Annotated in this window: 17 protein-coding genes; 14 read left to right on the top strand and 3 right to left on the bottom strand. The window is 45.4% G+C overall.

Features of this window, described 5'->3' with window-relative positions:
* Positions 1 to 14 precede the first annotated feature (14 nt).
* From KJS52_RS20595 to KJS52_RS20635, 9 genes are all read left to right on the top strand, one after another.
* Entirely contained in the window at positions 15 to 1,073 is a 1,059-nt protein-coding gene (locus KJS52_RS20595; RefSeq protein WP_213519313.1) for an anthranilate phosphoribosyltransferase, read from the top strand.
* A 252-nt stretch (positions 1,074 to 1,325) separates the two neighbouring features.
* Entirely contained in the window at positions 1,326 to 3,605 is a 2,280-nt protein-coding gene (locus KJS52_RS20600; RefSeq protein WP_213519039.1) for a helix-turn-helix transcriptional regulator, read from the top strand.
* A 259-nt stretch (positions 3,606 to 3,864) separates the two neighbouring features.
* Positions 3,865 to 5,487 (top strand): extracellular solute-binding protein, encoded by a 1,623-nt coding sequence (locus tag KJS52_RS20605; protein ID WP_213519041.1) that lies wholly within the window; start codon positions 3,865 to 3,867, stop codon positions 5,485 to 5,487.
* A gap of 50 nt (positions 5,488 to 5,537) precedes the next feature.
* Entirely contained in the window at positions 5,538 to 6,449 is a 912-nt protein-coding gene (locus tag KJS52_RS20610) for an ABC transporter permease (RefSeq protein ID WP_373871376.1), read from the top strand.
* Positions 6,450 to 6,483: 34 nt separating this feature from the next.
* Entirely contained in the window at positions 6,484 to 7,377 is an 894-nt protein-coding gene (locus KJS52_RS20615) for a carbohydrate ABC transporter permease (RefSeq protein ID WP_213519045.1), read from the top strand.
* Between the two features lie 236 nt (positions 7,378 to 7,613).
* Positions 7,614 to 8,123 (top strand): RNA polymerase sigma factor SigV, encoded by a 510-nt coding sequence (gene sigV / locus KJS52_RS20620; RefSeq protein WP_246563823.1) that lies wholly within the window; start codon positions 7,614 to 7,616, stop codon positions 8,121 to 8,123.
* On the top strand, positions 8,123 to 8,995 hold the full coding sequence (gene rsiV, locus KJS52_RS20625) for an anti-sigma-V factor RsiV (protein WP_213519055.1): 873 nt from the start codon (positions 8,123 to 8,125) through the stop codon (positions 8,993 to 8,995). The genes sigV and rsiV overlap by 1 nt, the downstream gene beginning before the upstream one ends.
* Positions 8,996 to 9,044: 49 nt before the next feature.
* Complete coding sequence (locus KJS52_RS20630) at positions 9,045 to 10,154, top strand: M24 family metallopeptidase (RefSeq protein ID WP_246563851.1); 1,110 nt, start codon at positions 9,045 to 9,047, stop codon at positions 10,152 to 10,154.
* Between the two features lie 68 nt (positions 10,155 to 10,222).
* Positions 10,223 to 10,738 carry a hypothetical protein gene (locus tag KJS52_RS20635; RefSeq protein ID WP_213519059.1) on the top strand — a complete coding sequence of 172 codons (516 nt, stop codon included), beginning with the start codon at positions 10,223 to 10,225 and terminating at the stop codon, positions 10,736 to 10,738.
* 108 nt (positions 10,739 to 10,846) lie between these two features.
* Here KJS52_RS20635 and KJS52_RS20640 read toward each other — a convergent pair whose 3' ends face one another.
* The 3 genes from KJS52_RS20640 to KJS52_RS20650 all read right to left on the bottom strand — a co-directional run bounded on the left by KJS52_RS20640 (position 10,847) and on the right by KJS52_RS20650 (position 13,854).
* Positions 10,847 to 11,935, bottom strand: coding sequence for an LLM class flavin-dependent oxidoreductase (locus KJS52_RS20640; RefSeq protein ID WP_213519061.1), 1,089 nt, complete (start codon positions 11,933 to 11,935; stop codon positions 10,847 to 10,849).
* A gap of 45 nt (positions 11,936 to 11,980) precedes the next feature.
* Complete coding sequence (locus KJS52_RS20645; protein WP_213519063.1) at positions 11,981 to 12,922, bottom strand: VOC family protein; 942 nt, start codon at positions 12,920 to 12,922, stop codon at positions 11,981 to 11,983.
* 497 nt (positions 12,923 to 13,419) lie between these two features.
* On the bottom strand, positions 13,420 to 13,854 hold the full coding sequence (locus KJS52_RS20650; protein WP_213519065.1) for a MarR family winged helix-turn-helix transcriptional regulator: 435 nt from the start codon (positions 13,852 to 13,854) through the stop codon (positions 13,420 to 13,422).
* 294 nt (positions 13,855 to 14,148) lie between these two features.
* On the opposite strand from KJS52_RS20650, the gene KJS52_RS20655 reads away from it, so the two are divergent.
* From KJS52_RS20655 to KJS52_RS20675, 5 genes are all read left to right on the top strand, one after another.
* Positions 14,149 to 14,709 (top strand): hypothetical protein, encoded by a 561-nt coding sequence (locus tag KJS52_RS20655; RefSeq protein ID WP_213519067.1) that lies wholly within the window; start codon positions 14,149 to 14,151, stop codon positions 14,707 to 14,709.
* A gap of 19 nt (positions 14,710 to 14,728) precedes the next feature.
* The gene (locus KJS52_RS20660) at positions 14,729 to 16,231 is read left to right on the top strand and encodes a methyl-accepting chemotaxis protein (RefSeq protein ID WP_213519069.1); all 1,503 of its coding nucleotides are present in this window, start codon (positions 14,729 to 14,731) and stop codon (positions 16,229 to 16,231) included.
* A 436-nt stretch (positions 16,232 to 16,667) separates the two neighbouring features.
* Positions 16,668 to 17,669 carry a phage lytic cycle repressor MrpR family protein gene (locus KJS52_RS20665; RefSeq protein ID WP_213519071.1) on the top strand — a complete coding sequence of 334 codons (1,002 nt, stop codon included), beginning with the start codon at positions 16,668 to 16,670 and terminating at the stop codon, positions 17,667 to 17,669.
* Between the two features lie 157 nt (positions 17,670 to 17,826).
* Positions 17,827 to 19,392, top strand: coding sequence for a response regulator (locus KJS52_RS20670; protein ID WP_213519073.1), 1,566 nt, complete (start codon positions 17,827 to 17,829; stop codon positions 19,390 to 19,392).
* A 17-nt stretch (positions 19,393 to 19,409) separates the two neighbouring features.
* A complete protein-coding gene (locus tag KJS52_RS20675; protein ID WP_213519075.1) occupies positions 19,410 to 21,140 on the top strand; it encodes a sensor histidine kinase in 1,731 nt (576 codons plus the stop codon).
* Positions 21,141 to 21,912: the final 772 nt, after the last annotated feature.

A 21,912-nucleotide genomic window follows, 5' to 3' on the forward strand; every position in this document is an offset into this window, starting at 1 on the left:
CAGAAGGAGGTCGCATCATGTTTATTAAGCTATTGAAGGAGGTTGGGCGCGGCAAGCGTGGCGCGCGCGACTTGACGTACGAGGAAGCACTGGAGGCGGCTCAGTGGATATTGAACCGCAAGGCGGCGCCAGCGCAGATCGGAGCCTTCTTTATTGCCGAGCGCATTAAAATGGAAAGTGTAGCCGAGCTGCAAGCCTTCGTTGACGTATGCCGCAGCCTTGCCTACCGCGCCCCGATACAGCAAGGAATCGATTGCAGCGGCCCTTATGACGGCAGGAAAAAGTCGTTTTACGCTTCCTTTGCAACGGCGTTTGTATTAGCGGCGGCCGGATTGCCGGTTACGCTGCATGGCTCGGCAACCTTGCCGCCCAAGCGCGGTGTTACTTTACATGACATAATCGAGGCGATGGGAGCTGATTTGCAGCATGTGACACAGCAGCGCTCGATTGAGCTGGCTCGCGAAACGGGCGTGTTGTATGTGCCAGCGGAAAGCTGGTGTCCGCCGCTGGCTGCGCTGCGCGATATTCGCGAGGATCTCGACATGCGCACCATTTTGAACACGGTGGAAAAGCTGATTGACTATAGCTGCTCACCGTATCTTGTGTTTGGCGTCTTTCATAATACGGTCTTTAATCGCATGAGCGAGCTGATGCAGCATTTGGGCTATAAGCGAGCGCTAATTGTGCAGGGCATGGAAGGGTCGGAGGATATGTTCATTGACCGTCCAACCCGTACCTATGTCGTAGATGGCGAGCATAGCGAGCTGCGCGTCGTAGATCCTGAGCTGTATGGTCTGGAGACTCCGGTGCCAGAGGATATCGAATGGACGGCGCACGAACAGCTGCGCGTAACGGAAGAGGTGCTGCAGGGAGGCGGGCATATCGCATTTGCCAATCAGGTGCTGTTGAATAGCGCGGCTCGCTTAACGCTTGCCGGTGTTGTCGATTCGATTGAGCAAGGCTTGTACATTTGCAAGCCGTTGATCGAGAGCGGTGAGGTTTGGCAGCTATATACGAAGTGGAAGCAGACGCTTTTGCATGAGGAGTTGAAGCTGGAGCATAAGCGCCATTGAAATATGGACGGAGTAATGAGAATTGAAAGCTCTGTCAGCAGAAATAGTCGTGCAGCCTGTTGCAGGCTATGCGAGCTGCTGGCAGAGTTTTTTTGTTTAAACATGCCTCATGATTAACGGTATAGTTAATCAATAACCGTTCTATCAACTTATGCTATAATAAAGACTGCATATTGCCAGACATTCCATCACGTTTTTCATATTGCCATTTATTTAGCAATATATTTTTGATATGACATGGAGAATGTGTGCATGAATATAAAAAACAAACCGCTGCTCTATAAATTTCTTCTATCCTATGTGCTCATATTTATATTTCCAATCGTAATTATGCTTGCGTTCTATTACCCTTACACAATGACAGCTGTCAAAGATAAATTAAGCGCCTGGAACGACCATACAACAGAGCAATTGATGAACTCGATGGACATATTTACAAAATATGTGTACAACCTGCCTGCCGAAATTATGCAAAATCAAGAGATCAAACCGTACATGATTTCAGAAGACCCTTATCAAAAAATTGTTATTATCAATGAAATGAGAAAGTATAACATTACCAACGCTTTCATCGAAAACACATTGTTTTATCTCAAGGATGCCAATTATTTTTTTAGCAATAAAGGAAGCGCATACACAATTGATGACTTCGGTATAAAAGGAGTCGGTTATGTCTATAAGGATTGGCCAGTAGAAGAAATAGAGCAAGATTTAGCAGCTTTAACTGCGCCAATTATTCGTCCAGTAGAGCCAGTTGTTGTGCCGGGTGGACATACTTTTAATATTCTGAGCTTTATTCTTCCATTGCCTTTAGGTGGAGAAAATTCTCCAGGCTCCCTACTTATATTAGTTAAAGAAGATACCATTCTCAATATGATGCAGACAGACAATGATGAGTCGAATGGTATTTTTATTATTACTAATGAAGACAAATCCTGCCTTGTGGCAACGCTTGGTTGTGAGCAAATCAATACACAAGCAGCTTTTTTACATTTTCTGCAACAAGATTTTTCGGCGGGCGCTAACCGCGAAATCATGATTGAGAACGAAACATATTTAGTTTCCAAAAGCATTTCGCGTACAAACGGGTGGCACTATATTCGGTTAGTACCGATCTCGGAAACGGTCGGCGATATTCGAAGTCTGCAAAAAAGCACACTTCTGCTGCTTGTCATTGTTATTGTCACTACCTCTATTGTCATTTACTTTTCGATGCGATCCAACTACCATCCGATCAAACGGCTTGTCGATGTTGCTTCCCAGCTGTTTGATGAGCCGGATTCCAAACATAAACTCAATGAAATCGACACAATTGATTATGCTTTAAACCAGCTTTCCGCTACTAAAGCCAATCTGGACGAGCAGTTAATGCAGACCAAGCCGATTATTCGCGATCAGCTGCTGTTTGATTTGCTGTTGGGCAACTACGAAAGCTGGGAGCAATTTGCACAGGAGGCTGACGATTATCAAATTAGCTTTCCTTATCAATATTTGACAGTAGCGGCGATGCTGATTGAAGCGGATGCTAATAGCGAATTGTTTCTGACCTTTAGCAAGATTTACTTCGACAAGCGGCAGGAGCCTCTTGTCAGCTATATTATGAAGAGCCACAATAAGCGCGAAATTATTATTGTATTATGCCATGAGGAACAAGGGAATAATGAAGCGTTGCTGGCATCATTGCAGCGGCAAATTCAGCAGCAATTGAATCAGCGTTGTCTGATCGGATTTAGTAAGGAGCGTGAGCTTGCCGATATTAAAAGCATTTATATCGCATACTTGCAGGCTGCACGCTGCCTCGATCAAATTCGCTTTCAGCATGCAACGATTTTGGCAGGCTATGCGGACGGCATGCAAACTTCAAGTGGCCTTGTCTCCTATCAATCAGAGCTTGTGCAATCATTAGAACTGGCAACGCTGAAAAATGATATTGAGAATATCCCGCTCATTATTCAGCGAATTCAGGGCTACATGAGCAGCGAAGGGATTTCAGCTCACATCGTACAGTCGTTATATTGGAATACAATGAGCATTCTATTCCATGCGTTAGAACGGTTTCAGCAGGATAATGATTCCATACTAAGCAGTATAGAATTTGTATTTCAACGCCGCTATACGCTTGACCAAATGCTTGCCATTATGAGTGATACTGCGAGCAAACTTTGCGAGCTGCTGTCTGAAGTGATGACTTCTGCTGCGCGGCGAACACCTTCCGAACAGATCATGGCTATTATCGAACAGTATTGGGCTGACCCTAATCTTTCGTTGCAATTTATGGCGGACCAATTTCAGATGTCGCCTTCAAACTTCAGCTATCATTTCAAGAAGACAATGGGTCAAAATTTCAAAGAGTACATTGATGGTCTGCGTATTCAGCAATCGATGCTGTTGATTCGTCACAGCCAAGATTCCATCGAAAATATTGCAATGCAAGTTGGGTTTATGAATTCTTCGAGCTTTATCCGCTCATTTAAGAAAATAGTGGGCATGACTCCTGGTCAGTACCGCGACCAGTCAAAGCAGCACCGCTAATAGAGCTGCCAGGCGATGCGACGCCTGTGCTTTAGAATCCACAAAAATTATATGGATCTGCAAAATTTCAAATGCAACCCCTCAATGCTATGCCGAGGCTTATTGAAAACGCTTTAATTAAATCGCTTTCAAATTTTGTTGATGACTCAATTCTTGCTCGTTTACGGCTTGGGAAAACGTGGTCTACACTAATACCGCCGGCGACAACTTGCACACTCGCAAGACTTGCGTTGGCAAAAATAATGAGGGGGCAAGGAAAATGAAAAAATGGCTTTCTGTTTTTCTCACGTTGGCATTAGTGATGACCGTTATGGCAGCATGCAGCAATTCAAACAATGGAAGCAGCGATGGCAAGCAAGCAGAGACTGATGGTTCTGCGGGCAAAAAGGTAAAGCTTACGGCAATTATGCTCAAGCACCCTTTGACCAAGCCGCTAGCTGAAATGGAGTGGCTGCAAGAGATCGAAGAGAAAGCAAATGTTGATATTGAATGGCAAGAGATAACGGCCGACTGGGATCAGAAAAAAGGCCCGATGCTGGCGAGCGGCGATATTCCCGATTTATTCGTTGGTCCTACTGTTATAACGGATGCTGACTTTGCGCAGTTTAATGGGTTATTTCAAGACTTAAATGAATTGCTTGACCAGGCTCCAAATGTACAGAAAATGTTCAACGACAATCCTGCCACGAAAATCACTTCGACACAAACCGATGGTCGTATTCTCGGACTGCCTAAATACCAGCGCTTCTGGCCGGAGTCCGTCAATCGTCAATATATTAATCAAACATGGCTTGATCATTTAGGCTTGCAAATGCCAACAAATTGGGATGAGCTGTACGATGTGCTGTTGGCGTTCAAGGAGCAGGATGCGAACGGTAATGGCGATCCCAATGATGAAATTCCTGTTGATTGGCCTGGCGGTATCGGCGGCTATTTTAACCCTGCGGTTATGCTGGGCGGCACGGGCATCAACCTTTCTTCCGACATAAGCGGGCAGGGCTACTTTATAGAGGATGGTCAAGTGAAAAACTTTTTGGTTGATGACCGCTTCAAGGAACTCGTCATGTTCCTTCATAAACTGTACGCAGCTGGTTTGATTAATACCGAGGTATTTACCCACGACTACACGAAATTCCAATCGATTGCTCGCGGTGAAGGCGATTATGCAAAGGTTGGCTTTACTTGGGGGTGGGTCGCATCTGATCGCTTTGGCGAGCAATTGGCGCCACAGTACACATCTATGGCTCCTCTAAAATGGAATGCCTCTTATACAGGCGATGTTTCTTGGAGCTATGACTTCTATACGCTCAACTACAGTGCAAATGCAATTGTAATGTCAGCAAAATCGAAAAATAAAGAAGCTGCAATGCGCTTTATTAATGAGTTATACGATCCTGAAGTTGGAATTCAGGCGTTGTTCGGTTCAATTGGCCCCAACATTGCCAAAAACGATGATGATACCTATACTGTACTGCCACCAGAAGATCCACAGATGGACCCTGGCACTTGGAAATGGACATCTACTTGGGCAGATAACGGCGCGTTCTATATTTCTGACGATATCAAGCTGACGCTAGGTACAGATATGCAGGAAGTGCTCGCGCATTCCGAAGTGTTAAAGCCTGCATTAAGCAATATTAACCCTGAGGAAGATATCTTCCCAAGTGTATTCATTAAATACTCCAGTCAGGATAATAACACGATGAGCCTTAACAATACGAACCTGATGAATCTTGCCGATACAAACTTTGCAAAATGGGTAACATCGGGCGGCATTGAACAGGAATGGGATAGCTTTGTGAAAGAGACTGAGAAAGCTGGCTTGCCGCAAAATCTGGAAATTATGCAGCGTTATTTTGAAGAATATAAAAAGAACAAATAATCAAGGCATGAACAGATTACATGTATCGTTTTATTTGAGGGAGGATGCATATGAAGCAGGCCATGGTGAAAAAATCATTTGTCCGCGACTATCAGTTGTGGCTTATGGTGCTGCCAGCCATTATCGCTATCTTTGTTTTTAATTATATACCGATGTATGGGATTCAGTTGGCATTTCGCGACTATGATTTCAGCAAAGGCTTGACCGGCGGAGAATTTCAAGGCTTGCACTACTTTAAGCAATTTATTGACAGCTACCAATTTTCCAGCTTGATGACGAATACATTTTTCATTAGCCTGGCAACTATTGTACTTGGCTTTCCAGCTCCCATTATATTAGCGCTGATGCTCAATCAAATTCGTGTGAAACGTATGAAGCAATTCATGCAAACGACCGTTTACTTGCCGCATTTTATTTCGATTATCGTGCTGGTCGGCATGCTGAACGTTTTGTTGTCCTCCGAAACAGGCATAGTTGGACATTTCATGAAGGCGATTGGCTTGGGACATATTAATTTGCTGGCTTCGACGAATACATTTATACCTGTCTATGTACTATCGGATATTTGGCAGCATTGCGGCTGGAATAGCATTATCTATTTGGCTGCACTGTCCACTGTCGATCCGCAGCTTTATGACTCGGCCAAAATGGATGGAGCAAGCCGCATGCAAATGGTGCGCTATATTGATCTGCCAGCGCTCAAGCCGACGATTATCATTCTGTTCATTTTAAGTATGGGCAATATTTTAAGCACAGGCTTTGAAAAAATCTTCTTGATGCAAAACTCATTGAATTTGCCTGTATCAGAGGTAATTGCCACCTATGTGTATAAAATAGGGATTGTTTCCAGTCAATTCAGCTATGCTTCGGCGATTGGCTTATTCAATACCATTATTAATTTCATATTTCTAATTAGCATGAACGCTATATCAAGAAAAATGTCCGATACAAGTTTGTATTAATCTATTATGATCGGGCCAAGAAAGGAACTGTTCGATGAGCATAAAAGGAAAATCTCCGACTGAGCTTGGCTTCTCGATTGCGCTCGGCCTATTCTGCATCGCTATCTTTTTGCTGATCGCCTATCCGCTCTACTTTATCATTATTGCGTCGATCAGTGATTCCGTGCTAGTTTCGACTGGCAAGGTGCTGTTGTTTCCTAAAGGCGTAAGCTTTTTCGGCTACACGGAAATTTTTAAGGATGAGCGCATCTGGACGGGATATCGCAATACGATCTTTTACACGATTGCCGGCACACTTGTTAACTTGCTCGTTACGTTGCCTGCTGCATACGTACTGTCGCGCAAAGATTTTAAAGCGGGCAAGTTCATCATGTTTGCCTTCATCTTTACAATGTTCTTTAATGGCGGCTTAATTCCGACTTACTTGCTGATGAAGGACCTTCATCTCATCAATACCGTGTGGGTATTTATCATTCCGTTCTGTGTAAACGTGTTTTATCTCATTATTGCCCGCACGTTTTTTGAAAGCTCCTTGCCGAAAGAGTTGTATGAAGCTGCGGCAATGGATGGCTGCTCGCATTTCACCTATTTCATGAAGGTCGCGCTGCCGCTATCGAAAGCGATGATTTCTGTCATTGGCTTATATTATTTAGTCGGTCATTGGAACGATTTTTTCACAGGCTTAATTTATATTCGCAGCAATGAGCTCCAGCCGTTGCAAATTGTACTGCGTGATATATTGCTCTCCAACCAAGTGTTTTCCGGAGGAGCAGGCACAGGCGGCAGTGCAGGCGGCTACGCCCAACGTTATGCCGATCAGATCAAGTACGGTGTGATCATTATTTCCACCTTGCCGATATTGCTTGTCTACCCGTTTATTCAAAAGTATTTTGACAAAGGTGTAATGATTGGCTCGGTGAAAGGGTAAGAAAAAAGCAAACTTTGAGAACGCTATTCATACAGCCTTCTCGGAGTTTGCTTTTTATTTAAAATGGACTTTTTGGATAATCCCTTTCTCCAGAGCTGCTGTAAAACTATTTTGCGGCTGCCGAACGTTGTATATACATAAGGCTGATCGAGGTCGGCCAACGCTTCAAAATGTGCATTTCAATAAGAGACAGTGCATCGAGAAGTGAACTGCAAAGGGTTAGGGGGTGTCTTGAATTGAAGCGCAAGGAGCGGGAGGAAGCATTGGCTCAATTAATCGTGCAGGATAAGGAGCATTTTTACCGCTTGGCATATAGCTATGTGAAAAATCAGCAGGATGCGCTTGATGTTGTCCAGGATTCTATTCATAAGGCGCTGCGCGGAGTGCATCGGCTTGAGAAGGAAGCGAATTTGCGAAACTGGTATATCCGAATTTTGATTAATACAGCGATAGACAAGCTGCGCAAGCAAAAGCGGGAAGTGTTAATTGATCAAGCAACGCTGGAGGGTATGGCGCCAAGCAGTAATGACAGCTATAAAAATGTCGACCTGGAGCAGGTGCTGCAGCAGCTGTCTCCCAAATATCGAATTGTAATTGTACTCAAGTATTTCGAGGATTTAACGCTGCGGGAAGTAGCCGAGGTGCTCGATATTAGTGAAAACACAGCAAAAACGAGATTGTATCGCGCGCTCAATTTATTGCGCGAGCTGATGAAGGAAGCAACTTATATGGGAGGTCATTTTTAATGGACAAAAAGCTGGAAGAATTGAAGAAAGAGTATCATCATATTCCTGTACCTGACGAGCTGGATTTTGTCGTCAGACAAGCCTTGAAACAGAATAAAGGCAGATCTGTTGTAAGAAGGTCGGCGATCGGAGCTGCTGCCGCTGTGCTGCTATTCGTTGGCAGTGTGAACGCTAGTCCGGCTTTGGCAAGAGCTATGGAGCAAATTCCGGTGCTCGGCCAGGTCGTCAATGTCGTAACCTTTACTTCATATAAGCTGGAAGAGGGAGGTTACTCGGCCAATATCGAGGTTCCATCGCTGGAAAATATGAATAACAAGGAGCTGCAAGCCTCGCTTAACAGCAAATATATCGAAGAGAGCAAGGCATTGTACGAGCAGTTTGTTGCTGAAACAAGGCTGCAGGATGTGGAAGGTGGACATTTCAGCCTTGAGAGCGGCTATGAAATTAAAACGAATAATGAGCAAATTTTATCGCTTGCCCGTTATGTTGTGGAAACGGCTGGCTCCGCTGCAGAAAGCTATCAATTCGACACGATTGACAAGCAGAATGAATGGCTGATTACGTTGCCAAGCTTATTTAAAAATGATGATTATATTGCGATAATAAGCGATAATATTAAGCAGCAGATGATTTCGCAGATGGAGCAGGATGACTCGCTCGTTTACTGGGTAGAGCAAAAGGGCGAAGAGGTAATGTCTGATGCGTTCCAGCAAATCGCTGCGGATCAAAGCTTTTACATTAATGTTCAGCAGCAGCTGGTCATCGTATTTAATGAATATGAGGTTGCGCCCGGCTATATGGGAATCGTTGAGTTTACAATACCTTCACAGGTGCTGGCGGATGTGCTGGTCAGCGACGTCTATATAAAGTAGCCTGCTGTGGGCAGCCGTTCTGACATGAAATGGAGGGATGTTGGTGGATATGCTATGGCAAGATCGCAAAACGAAGCTGAAGCAGTATATGATGCAGCATCAAATCGAAGCAGCACTGCTTACTTCGCCTGCAAGCATCTATTACTTCACTGATTTTTACAGCGAGCCGCATGAACGCTTCTTAGCCTTTTATATGGAGGCCAATTCGCAGCGGGAAATATTGTTCGTGCCGCGGCTTGATGAGCAAGCTGCGGCAGGGGCGGCAAAGACAGAAGCGATTGTTGCAATCGCGGACGGTGAGGATCCGCTTCAGGTGCTGAAAGCAGCAGTTCAGCGCCCGCAGCGCCTGGGGCTAGAGAAAAACGCGATTAGCGCTGCGCGTTATGAGCGCTTGCTCGAAGCGCTGCAGCAGCCGCAGGCTGTTGATATAGTGGATGGGATTGTAGCGCTAAGGATGTTCAAGAGCGAGCATGAAATCGCCAAGGTGCAGCATGCTGTGCAAATTGTGGAGCAGGTCGTAGCACATGCGGCGGCTGTAGCTGCCGTCGGTATGACGGAGCTGGAGCTGGCTGCTGAAATCGAATATCAGATGAGAAAGCTGGGCGCGGACCGCCCTGCCTTTGAGACGATTGTGCTAACCGGTGCAAGATCGGCATTGCCGCATGGCAGACCGGGAGCAGCAAAGCTGCAGCAGGGACATTTCCTGCTAATCGATATCGGTGTGCAGGCGAATGGCTATTGCTCGGATATTACGCGTACCTTTGTCATCGGCGAGGCGACGCAGGAGCAGCGTCGGCTATATGATACCGTGCTGGCCGCCAATCAGGCAGCAATTGCAGCCAGCAAGGCTGGTATAAGCTTTGCTGAGCTGGACCGGATCGCACGAGACATCATTGCCGAGGCTGGATACGGTCAATGGTTTACGCATCGTCTCGGTCATGGCTTCGGCATGGAGGTGCATGAACCGCCATCCGTAGCCGCAGGCAATACGGCGCTGCTCCAGCCGGGCGTGCTTTATACGATAGAGCCGGGCATTTACCATCCAACGCTGGGCGGTGTACGGATTGAGGATGATGTATATATAGCAGCCGATGGCAGCGCCAAGGTGCTGACGAGCTATCCGAAGCAGCTGATTCAGCTTGAGCTTGGCGGCCGTTAGGTCAAGCTAGAGTACAGTATTAACAGGCTGGCTTTACCGGACAGGCTGTTTAAGAGGAGAGATGTTGAATGAGACGCTTATATGTATCACTTTTAGCTGCCGCATTAATAGCTCCGCTTGCTTTAACTGTAAATTCATCAGCTGAAAGTAAGCTTGAAATTCCTAAAATGAGTTCAATTGAACAACTACAAGCAGATGCTTTGCAACAATATGCTATTGTTGAAGCTAAGCTCAAGATGCATAATTTGGAAGATAGTTACGGCGGAGTGTTTATTGATAGTAATGGGGAATTAAATATAAATTTAACTGGCAATGTCGATACAATTCAAGCGCTCATTCAACAGGATGGGATCCAATATCATCAGGTTCAACACTCAATTAAAAAATTGGAGGAAACCATCTCGAAACTTGAAGGCAGGATGCTTGAACTAGATATTGTACAACTATCACTTGATGATGAAAAAAATAAAGTAGTTGTTTACGTCAGAGATATGGATGAAAATAAAATAAAGCGAATCAATCAATACATTGATCCTGAAACAGTCAAATATGAAAACGCTGTTGGGGAGATACGCGTGCAATAGCGAAGGAGCAAAGCTACCCTAAAACGAATGTGACTATAGGGATTGCTTTGCTCCATATTGCTATATAGCCTCAAGCATGAACCGATGTTCTGGACAAGCACAATCGACTCACGCTTGCTTCGTATACTTTTTAAGTGCGGGTACAATATCGCGCCCGATAAGCTCGATGTTTTTCATTACTTTTTCGAAGGGAACGCCGCCAAAATCGATTTGGGCCATAAATCGCTGCTGTCCGTACAGCTCATACTGGTACAGCAGCTTTTCTATAATTAATTGCGGGCTGCCGATCATAAGCGCATCATGCGGATCGACTGCTTCATCGAATTGCTGCTTCGGATAGCCCGAGCGGCGAATTGCTGTAAAGCCTGCATTTAGATATGGATAGTATTCCCGTACCGCTGCTTCCGTTGTTTCAGCCGTGTAAAACAAGCTTGCTGTAGCAAGCGGCAGCTGCTCGGGCTGATGACCATGCTCGGCTGCTGCTTTGCGGTACTCATCAACCGCTTCCTTAAAGCGGATAGCAGGGCCGCCAAGCGTGGTCAGCATCATCGGCACACCTGCACTGCCTGCTTTAATTGCGCTGGCTGGGGGACCGCCTACCGCCCGCCAAATTGGCAGTCGTCCATGCTTCGGCTGAGGCAATATTTGTGCGCGGCGCATCGGGGCGCGGAATTGGCCAGCCCAGCTGATCGGACCGCTTGCCTCATTGATTTTCAGCAGCAGCTCCAGCTTTTCCTCGAATAGCTCCTCGTATTGCTCCAAATCATAGCCAAACAGCTCATGTGCCCCGATCCGTGAGCCGCGTCCAGCAACAATTTCTGCTCGCCCGTGCGAAATTAAGTCCAGGGTGGCGAAATCCTCGTAAATTCTTACTGGATCATGAACGCCAAGCACGGTTGCCGAGCTTGAGAGCTTGATTTTTGAAGTAGCTTGGGCAATAGCCCCGAGAATAACAGTATGCGCCTGCGATGTAAAGTAGAGCTGATGGCTTTCTCCGATGGCAAAAACGTCCAGCCCCGCATCTTCAGCCAGCTTGCTCGCTTCAATTAGTTGCCCGATCCGCTGCTCAGCGGAAATTGGAGCGCCGAGCATGGAATGTACCATATGGTCGCCAAGCGAATACAAGCCAAACTGCATGCCTTTGCTCATATCAACGATGCTGCGACCAGCTTCAACCTCAGTTTCTTTGTCTGTCATGGTGCTTCCTCCTCGCTGTAATGTGCTTCAATTGTTAATCAAGCTTCAATCAAGCGGCTGAAGCCTGTGTTCAATCGCGGCTCGATTAACCTCTAAAAATGGCGGCAGATCGAGTCTTTGCCCCAGCTCGGCAGGCTCAGCGTCAATCGTAAAGCCCGGTCCGTCTGTTGCCAGCTCAAACAGAATGCCATTGCGATCATGAAAGTATAGGCTCGTAAAGTAAAAACGTTCAATGATGCCTGTCGTTTTATAGCCTTGCTGCTGCAGCACATCATTCCAATGCTCCAGCTCCTTCTTGTCAGCGACAGTTAGCGCTAAATGATGCACGCTGCCTCTGCCAGCCCGTTGCCGCGAGCCATGCTCCTCGCTTACTACAATTTCTCCCCAATGTTCGCCTGCAACAGCCTGCAGCGTCGTCTCCTGCGCACTTTGTTGTTTAATGGTATAGCCAAATGTGTCCGTTAGCAGCTTTACCGTAGCTTCCATCTGTCTAACCTTAATTCCGATTGGCCCCATCCCTAAAATCGCATGCTCCTGAGGGACTGGAGCGTCTCCCCATGGCTGCCAGCGCTGCGGCACGTTAAGTCCTTCATTGCTCAGCAGCACGAGCGAAAGCTGGTCCGGATCTTCAAAATATAAAGCATCGTAAGCGCCATAGCGGCTTAACCCGCTATGCTCAATGTTATGAGCGGTCAAACGCTGCTCCCAATAGGTGAGGCTATTCTTGCTCGGCACCAGCAGACTGATCAAGTGAATAGAATTAGTCCCTTTGACAGTATGGCCGGCATTCTGGATTTCAAAAAACGTAAGCTCTGTTCCAGGGTTGCCCACCTCATCACCATAAAATAAATGGTACATATCAGGGCTGTCCTGATTAACAGTTTTCTTCACTAGCCTCAATCCCAGCACCTCAGTATAAAATTGCTTATTTTGCTTCGCATTCTTAGTAAACATCGAAGTATGATGATGACCCAAAAGCTGTGGCATAAACCTCATCCTCTCTATCTCATAATAAACATCAATCAACATCAATTAACTAGTCAAGTGACAACCTAAAAAAAGGCGTAACCTACAAAGCAATCGCACCGCCGTCGAATACGCTCCAGAGCTAGGCATCGTCATCAAAGTCCAGCTTTTGAACTACCCCTTCCAATAAAGGTTTAAAAGCAGGGCTTTCAGGACCAAGAAGAGGTACTAAAAGGCGAGGAGCGCAGCGTAGAGCAGAGCTACGTGAGCACCGCAGTTTTCGCTAGCGTTCAAGCTTCGCTGCCGACTATGCTACAGAGAAATCGCATCGTCATCAAAGTCCAGCTTTTAAACTACCCCTTCCAATAAAGGTTCAAAAATTCGGCTTTCAGGACCAAGAAGATGGCACGATACTAGAAGGCGAGGAGCGCAGCGTAGGCACAAGCTACGTGAGCACCGGAGCCGTCGGTAGCGTGACATATTCGCCGTCGAATCCGCTGCGAAGCGGTGCATCGTCATCAAAGTCGGATTTTTGAACTACCTCTATGAAGCTTGGTGAGTAGACGGTATAACTCTTTTAACTCCTCCCTACTAAGAGCATTGTCAAACAGAGACGATTGAAATGCGGTTTGAGCGGGCAAGGCTCGTTCGATCGCAATGCGGCCTTTTTCACTGAGCATAATCGTTTTCGTTTTCCATTCCTGCTTGCGAACGATGTAACCATCCTGCTCGAGACGAGCGAGCATGCGCGAAATACCGCCTTGCGTCACTAATATTTTTTCTGCCAGCTCAGACTGGGTAAGCGGCTGATAATAATAAATTTGCGCCAGCACATCAAATTGAGCAGTAGTAAGCTCGAAGCGCTTCAAAAACTCGTTGGACAGCTGATTGCTTAGGTTGCTAAAGCGCATCAAGCGAGTCCAGGTTAAGGAGCCGAGTGTATTGTTTTTCATAAAATCACCCCAATTCCACCTGCGGCAGCAAGCGTCGTTTAACGAGTTCGTTTTTATCATTTTACTACTCAAGTGATAATAATGCAATGCCGGTGATTTATAGGTCATTTTATTTAATTTTCAATTGTTTTTTACAGTATATTAACACGTCAACTAGTAAAATGTTCTTAGTTTATGAAAATAATTATGAAAATAGGACATCAGTCTCTTTTATTAAATGGGTCAAATCATACATAATTATAATAAAAATTACCATTTAATTAGGTGATTGGTAGGAGTGTGAACACAGCTTATATGTACAAATCAGTTGAAAATGAAGTGGAATTGGCTCTATTTAATGGGATTTGGACAACAGTGTGGCGCGAGCATGGATATGAGCTGGAGTTTAGTGAGAATGCATTGGAGAGAAACATTATTTTTACTGAGAAAGGAGAGGCTGTTGGAACCTCTGAGCTAAAGCCATATTACGAGGACAGCCGCAGCAGCATTAACGAGGTGGCGCCCTTTGCTTTGCATCCATGGGTGCTGCAGGCGCAGGGCAAGGTTGGAGAAAGTGATAAAATAGCGCTGCTAAGCTCTTATCGCGGCAAGGGCACCTATACGGATGACGTGCTTTCCTCGATATGCGCAAGCGCGGCAAAGTTCAACCTCACTTGTATGGTTTCCTTGCTTGAGCCTGTATTTATGAGAGCCCTGCGCATTTTATACAAGGTGCCGATGCAGAAGCTAGGAGAAAAAACGTTTTATAAAGGAGATTACGTCGTTCCAGCAGTGATGGATGTCGGCTATATTAACGAACATCCTGAGCAATTCACCTGGTATAAAAAATTTGCTACAGCGGCGAGCACAAAATAAACAAAAAGGCGGAACATCAATGAAAAAAGCATTAACCGAGCTGGATAAACGCAATCGATTGCTGATGTGGATCATTTGGGGTTTGCTAGCCTTGGGAGTCGTTATAGATATTGGAATAGGTCTTCCTTGGCATTTAATTTTGATACTAATTGTTGTAGGAGGCTTATTTACAGGTGCGGCAACGCTAATGACGTTCATTGCCAAGCTAAGCCCTTACGTAAAATATGTAGTGCCATTTGGCTTGACGAGTATCGCAACGGTACTGATGGTATCTGATCCTGAGCCGGTTACGAGTACATACTTTTTGGTCTATGTAAATATTGCGATTGTAGCGTTATATTCCGATTATCGTCCGATTGTACTGACAGGCGTACTTGGTGCAGCGATGACTACGTATCTGTACATGGATGAAACGATCCAGCAACGTATTTTCCCGTACGATTCCATTACGTATCTTTATCTCTACCTGCTGTTTGCAACAGTTGCTTTAAGCGTTTCTGCTTACTATGCAGGGCGCCTGCAGCGAGATATTCAAGCAAAGCAGCAGGAGGCAGTTGCGGCCAAGCAGCTGTCGGACGAAATGATCGACAAGCTGCAGCAGTCGATACTGGTGCTCAATGAGTTCAGCTCCAAGCAAAAGGAGCAGGTGCATGCGGCAACGGGCATTTCTCATGAAGTGACCTCGACCTTTAATGAAATGGCTGTAGCATTCGAGCAGCAGACCAATCATATTGTTGCGATTAATGATTCTACGCAAACGATGAGCAGCAGCGTGAAGGATATGTCGGAAAGCGTACAGACGCTGGAAACGATCGCATTAGATAACGCCGAGCTTAGCGAGCGCAATGTCGAGCAGCTGCAAAATATGAGCGAGGAAATGCAGCAGCTTCAGCAGTCTACGCATCAAGCACTGCAGGAAATGGAGCGTTTAAAGCAAAATAATGAGCATGTCAGCGAGATTGCAACGACCATTAACGATATTGCCTCGCAAATTCATTTACTGGCTTTGAATGCCGCAATAGAGGCCGCTCGTGCAGGGGAGCATGGCCGCGGCTTTGCAGTTGTATCAGGAGAGGTAAGCAAGCTTGCGGAGCATACGCGCAGCTCAGTTGAGCAAATTAGCGAGCTGCTTAATTCCATTCATCATAGCATCGCAGCAGCCTATCAGTATGTCGAGCAAGGCAATCAGTCGGTTGCACGCAGTAATGCGGCGCTGCAGATGACTGGCGAGGCGATGATCCTGTCGGAGTCCAACACAAAGCGTGCATCCGAACAGACGTTGAAGGCCAATGCCTCTACGAACAGCCTGATGGAGCAATCGACGATGCTGGCGCAGCGAATGAACGAAATTACAGCAACGACACAGCAAACGATGGGCGCTGTCGAAGAGGTTAATGCCAATATGGAGCAGCAATATGGGCAGATGATGGAGATGAGCCGTCAATTTGAACAGCTGGATCAGCTTGTTACCGAGCTTAACAAGTTGATTGAGAAGCGACAGAAGAACATCTCTGCATCGTAGGATGAACGGCGACTTGCAAAAATAGAGGATGCCAGATTGTCAGTATGTACTGGCTTTCTGACATCCTTTTTTATTAATTTGTAAATAGCGGCTGCAGCATTTTTATGCAGAAATATGTTCAATTAAATTCATTTATCTGACATCGTGTGAAAGAAACGCTGTAATATTGCAGCGATAAAGCAGCAGCGAGCTGAGTGAATGAATATTAAATGACAGCGGCATGAAGAAAAGCTTCCATATTAAAGAATAATATAATATTTTAATTAGCAACTAATCATTAGTTATGATAATTTAATCAATTATCGCGCCGCAATAACATAATTATTATAGAAAAATATGGTTGTAATGATGTCATTATATGGTTTACAATACAATAAATTCGACTTGAATTTCTTCGTTAATTATTAACCTTATCCTTAAGAAAGGGAGTCATCTGATGCAGCATCAAGGTTCGGACGTCTTCTTGTATAATGAACCCATTAAGACCCAATATCTTTCACGCTATCGCAATTACGATACGAAGGAAGTGTACGGACGCATTTTCAAAAAATCAGCCTCGTTAGAACGAAGGAATCAGCAGGATCTCTATGATTTTACTGAAGATCAGCTAAAATGTTTTGTAATAGATGTGTTAAAGCCGAAAACTCGAGAAAGCTCGCGCTCTATTTACTCAACAATTTCATCGTACATTGATTGGGCCATGCAGGAGGGATTGTCGTCCCATTCGGAAAATCCGTGGAAGAAGCGCAATACCGATTATATTTACGATCTCGTTATCCCGGTAAAAAATTATATGTCCTACGAGGAAAAGCAGTTTATACTGGACAAGCTGGTCAATGCGCAGGACAAATTCATTATTGAGGCATTGTGGAATGGCATACAAGGAGATAAGCTAAATGAGCTTGTCTCATTAAGAATAGAGGATGTACATAGTCCAACTAACAGCATTGCGATTGCGAATGAGCATAATGAACGCAAGCGGCACATTATCGCCTTCGATGCTCAGTTGTGTGCGCTGGCACACGCAGCCAATGAACAGCGCGTATACATTAAGCGCAATGGACAATGCAGCGAGAACACGATTTCCGACAGTGCGGATTTGGTGGAGTCCGGTTTTATTATTAAGCATTCCAATACAAAGCATCGCGGCAGATTAACGCATACGACCCACTATACGATTTACAACCGAGTTGAAATGCTGCGCAGCTTGCCTGAGTTAGCTCAATTCAATAAAGTGCTGGTTACGAAAAACATTGTACGCAGCGGCATGATCTATTATGCGATGCAGCTGTACATACGCGATGGAGAGCTGCGCAGAGCTCAATTGGAAGAAATTTGCGAGCGCTTCAATATACGCTTTAAGTGGTCAATCAAGGATTTTCTCAATTTGGAGGTTTTACGCAGCTTGTACCCGGAGCAGCCAGAGTTTGCGCACTAATATGATTCATAGCCAGAAATTCAGAAAGTTAGGAAAGCCCGAGCCAATTATATGGCTCGTTTTTTTGTTGTCTAATTGTAAAACTTTTGATTTGTTTCTAAAGCAAGGTATCGCTACAATGTAAAGTAGTTGCAATCCAGCACGAGGAGGCGGAACGATGTACAAGGTATTATTAGTTGACGATGAAATCTTTGTCAGAAAAGGACTAATCAGTTTAATGGATTGGTCGTCCATGCAATATGAAATTTGCGGCGAGGCAGAAAATGGACAGCAAGCGATCGCAATGATCGAGCAGCTCAAGCCTGATCTTGTCATTGTCGATATTCGGATGCCCATACTGGACGGCTTGGGGTTAATTAAGCATGTTAAGGAAGAAGGTTCGCATCGGCCTTTATTCATCATCGTTAGCGGCTACCATGATTTTGCCTATGCGCAGCAAGCGCTGCGCTATAATGTTTCCGATTACATTTTAAAGCCGGTTGATGAGGATGAGCTGCGAGCGACCTTAAAGAAGCTGGCCAGCACATTGGATAAAAATCGGATTACGACCTTCACTGGTGAAAAACCGTTAGCAGAGTCCATTATCGAAACGCTGCTGCAAACCGAGCACAGCGATGAAGCTGTGGAGCAAATTGCCACTGTACTAAATATTCCGGCTGCTTCTCCTTATCGATACGTGCTGATCGAGGTGCAGGATTTGCAAGTGGATGGACCGAGCTATTTGCCTAAGCTTCAAACACTAATTGCCGAGCGCTTCAACAATCAATTTCCTGCTTTGCCAATTAATGTACGCGGGTACAGTCAGTACGGCCTGCTTATTCCACAATCGCTTGCTTCCATCATCCAGGCTAAAAATGAGCAGGAAGCATACATGGAGCTGCGCAGCATGCTGGAGGAAGGGCTCAATGCCTCTGTTTCCCTATATGTCGGCGTTCAGGTGAACCATTTAAAAGAAAGTACGCTTTCTTACACAGCAGCGGTGGAAAGCTTGAACTATAAATTCACAATCGGTGGCAGCGGCATTATTTTCGCAGATGATATACAAGGACAAGCGCTCTATTATTTCGACGTCGATGAAGAGCTGCACAGCAAGCTGATCGATCAGATTGAGGAAAATCGATGTGAAGCGTACGAGGAGACGGTTGCGCTTATTTTCGAGCAGTTTCAGCACAAGCGCTTTGCGCCTAGCGCTGTTGCTAATACGATTACGCGCAGCTTAATCGGCATTATCAACAGCATCCGCAAGCTCGACGGCAATGAAGAAGAGCTGGAGCTGCTTAGCGAGCTGCTTGACTGGCAGCAAAAATACCGCAATTTGCAGCAGCTGCAGCATATTTATATGCAGTTTGTGCAGGAGGCGGCAGCATATATCGCCCGCAAGCGCGGCGAGCAGGGTAAGGGCAGCATTGAGAAAATAAAAAAATACATCGATACGCATTACACGGAAAACATTAACTTAAAAAGCATCGCAGCCAAATTTTTTATGAACTCTGTCTATCTGGGACAGCTGTTTCGCAAAACGTACGGGTTGTATTTCAACGAGTATTTGCTAAGCCTGCGGGTAGAGGAAGCAAAGCGGCTGCTGCGGCAAACCGATATGCGGATGTACGAGGTGGCTGATAAGGTAGGCTTTCAAAATGCCGACTATTTTGTTACGCAATTTGAAAAGCTGGAAAAGATGACGCCTACTGATTATCGCAATAAAATGCTGGGCAAAAATTAGCGAGGTGGTCGATAGCCGTGCGTCGATTTCATTACAATCATTTGAAGCTTAGAAATAAGCTGATCGTCATCTATATCGTATGTGTGTTCATTCCGATCGTGCTGACGAACGTCCTTTTTTACAATGTAACAACGAATAACATTAAAAGACAAAAATCAGCAGATGCCGGACAAGCTGTCATTCAGCTTAAAAATGAGCTTGGCGTGCTCATTGACGACGCTGCGGGAATCGCTTATCTGTACGCGTTCGATCGCTCGCTTAACAATCATTTGAATATGGAATACAGCACCTATGATCGTTATATTGAATCGCTGAATACGATTAAAAACATATTTAATCGCTCGGACAAGGAATATAAGATGATTAGCTCCGCTAAAATTTTGACCGATAACCCTACCATTCTTGCCTCCGGCAACATCATTAATTTGGATGCAGCCGCAAAAGATACAGACTGGTATCGCTACGTGAAAAATTTGAACAATGCGTATCCTAATCTGTACGTTACAGCAACGGAAATGAGTGTTATTCAAAAAATAACCGATAACCAGGGTCAGGACTATGAGCATATTGTCAAAATCGATCTCAATATGGAATATGTGAAGCAATTGCTCAGCCTGTCGCGATTTGATGGGGATATTTATTTCATTGATCCTGGTCATACTGTTCGCTTCAGTAATGTGCCAGAGGTTCAGCAGTCCGAGCAGCCGATCACGATAGAGGGGATCGAGCTGCCGCATGATGTCATTACGATACGAGAGACCTATCAAAATAGTCGCTATTTAGGCGGATGGTCGCTGTATGGCGTTTTGGATGAGCAGAAAATATTGTCCGAAGTGAGACAGTCGGGACAATTCATTTTGTGGTTTGCGCTTATTAACTTTTTAGTGCCGACCATTATCATCATGCTGCTGTCACGCTCGATTCATTCGCGCATCAAAAACATTTTGCTGCATATGAAGCGGGTAAAGGGGAAAAACTTTGAGCCAGTTCCCTATTATTTGGAGCGCGATGAGATCGGCGAGCTGGCCGTAGAGTTCAACCGCATGATTGAGCGGATTAAAAATTTGATCGACGATGTGTATGTGGCAGATATTCAGAAAAAAGAACTGGAAATCCGCCAGCGCCAAGCCCAGCTTCATGCGCTTCACAGCCAAATTAATCCGCATTTTCTATTTAATGCGCTGGAAACGATACGGATGCGCAGCTTAATAAAAGGAGAAGCGGAAACGGCCAAAACGATTCAAAATATGGCGAAAATTTTTCGCAAGTCCATTTCCTGGAAGCGCAGCTTCGTGACGATTCGCGAGGAAATTGAACTGATCGAAAGCTTTCTTGAAATTCAAAAGTATCGCTTTGCCAATAAGCTGCAATATCAAATTTCTGTCGAGGAAGCATTAAAGGAAACATTGATCCCGAAAATGACCTTCCTGCCATTTGTCGAGAACGCAAGCATACACGGGATTGAGAACAACCCTGGAATCGGCTTTATTACGATTCAAATTGCCCGCAGCGGCGAGCAAATCGTATTCGTGATCGCAGATAACGGCATGGGCATGAGCGAGGAAAAGGTGCAGGAGCTGCATCAATACTTTATCGAGGATGATTCGATGGGCGAATCAGTCGGCATGAAAAACGTATACACTCGCTTGAAAATTTGCTACGGCGATGAGTTTACGTACGCGATAGAGAGTGGGGTAGGACAAGGCACTCGCATCACTCTACGTCTCCCTATTAGAGAGGATGTTTAAAAGCTGGACTTTGATGACGATGCGTTGCTTTGTAGCTTATTCGACGGCGAAGATAGCATTCATCGGGAGCCTGCGGTGCTCACGTACCAAACCCGTACGCTGCGCTCCTCATTCCCTAGCTTCATGCTATCTTCTTGGTCCTGAAAGCCCAGTTTTTAAACCTCGATTGGAAGGGGAAGTTTAAAAGCTGGACTTTGATGACGATGCGTTGCTTTGTAGATTATTCGACGGCGAATCTTGAACGCTAGCGAAAACTGCGGTGCTCACGTAGCAACGCTCTACGCTGCGCTCCTCGTTTTCTACTAGCGTCCAAGCTTCTTGGTCCTGAAAGCCCAGCTTTTAAACCTCGATTGGAAGGGGAAGTTTAAAAGCTGGACTTTGATGACGATGCGTTGCTTTGTAGCTTATTCGACGGCGAATCTTGAACGCTAGCGAAAACTGCGGTGCTCACGTAGCAACGCTCTACGCTGCGCTCCTCATTCCCTAGCTTCATGCTATCTTCTTGGTCCTGAAAGCCCAGCTTTTAAACCTCGATTGGAAGGGGACGTTTAAAAGCAGGACTTTGATGACGATGCGTTGCTTTGTAGCTTATTCGACGGCGAATCTTGAACGCTAGCGCTTCTTAGTTTCTACTAGCGTCCTCTTCTTGGTCCTGCACTCAAAAAAAGCTACAGCGGAGGAGCAATGCATACCGAAAAACGAAGTGTGTCGCCTTTAACATCGTAATGCCACCTTAAAAATTCAAATAAGAGTATTACGATTTAAAAAGCGA

Source organism: Paenibacillus montaniterrae (assembly GCF_018403185.1).
Lineage (GTDB): Bacteria > Bacillota > Bacilli > Paenibacillales > Paenibacillaceae > Pristimantibacillus > Pristimantibacillus montaniterrae.

Coding starts and splice junctions, on each gene's coding strand:
- KJS52_RS20600 (WP_213519039.1), top strand. CDS start 1,326: ATGAATATAAAAAACAAACCGCTGCTCTATAAATTTCTTCTATCCTAT.
- KJS52_RS20605 (WP_213519041.1), top strand. CDS start 3,865: ATGAAAAAATGGCTTTCTGTTTTTCTCACGTTGGCATTAGTGATGACC.
- KJS52_RS20610 (WP_373871376.1), top strand. CDS start 5,538: ATGAAGCAGGCCATGGTGAAAAAATCATTTGTCCGCGACTATCAGTTG.
- KJS52_RS20615 (WP_213519045.1), top strand. CDS start 6,484: ATGAGCATAAAAGGAAAATCTCCGACTGAGCTTGGCTTCTCGATTGCG.
- rsiV (WP_213519055.1), top strand. CDS start 8,123: ATGGACAAAAAGCTGGAAGAATTGAAGAAAGAGTATCATCATATTCCT.
- KJS52_RS20630 (WP_246563851.1), top strand. CDS start 9,045: ATGCTATGGCAAGATCGCAAAACGAAGCTGAAGCAGTATATGATGCAG.
- KJS52_RS20635 (WP_213519059.1), top strand. CDS start 10,223: ATGAGACGCTTATATGTATCACTTTTAGCTGCCGCATTAATAGCTCCG.
- KJS52_RS20640 (WP_213519061.1), bottom strand. CDS start 11,935: ATGACAGACAAAGAAACTGAGGTTGAAGCTGGTCGCAGCATCGTTGAT.
- KJS52_RS20645 (WP_213519063.1), bottom strand. CDS start 12,922: ATGCCACAGCTTTTGGGTCATCATCATACTTCGATGTTTACTAAGAAT.
- KJS52_RS20650 (WP_213519065.1), bottom strand. CDS start 13,854: ATGAAAAACAATACACTCGGCTCCTTAACCTGGACTCGCTTGATGCGC.
- KJS52_RS20655 (WP_213519067.1), top strand. CDS start 14,149: ATGTACAAATCAGTTGAAAATGAAGTGGAATTGGCTCTATTTAATGGG.
- KJS52_RS20660 (WP_213519069.1), top strand. CDS start 14,729: ATGAAAAAAGCATTAACCGAGCTGGATAAACGCAATCGATTGCTGATG.
- KJS52_RS20665 (WP_213519071.1), top strand. CDS start 16,668: ATGCAGCATCAAGGTTCGGACGTCTTCTTGTATAATGAACCCATTAAG.
- KJS52_RS20670 (WP_213519073.1), top strand. CDS start 17,827: ATGTACAAGGTATTATTAGTTGACGATGAAATCTTTGTCAGAAAAGGA.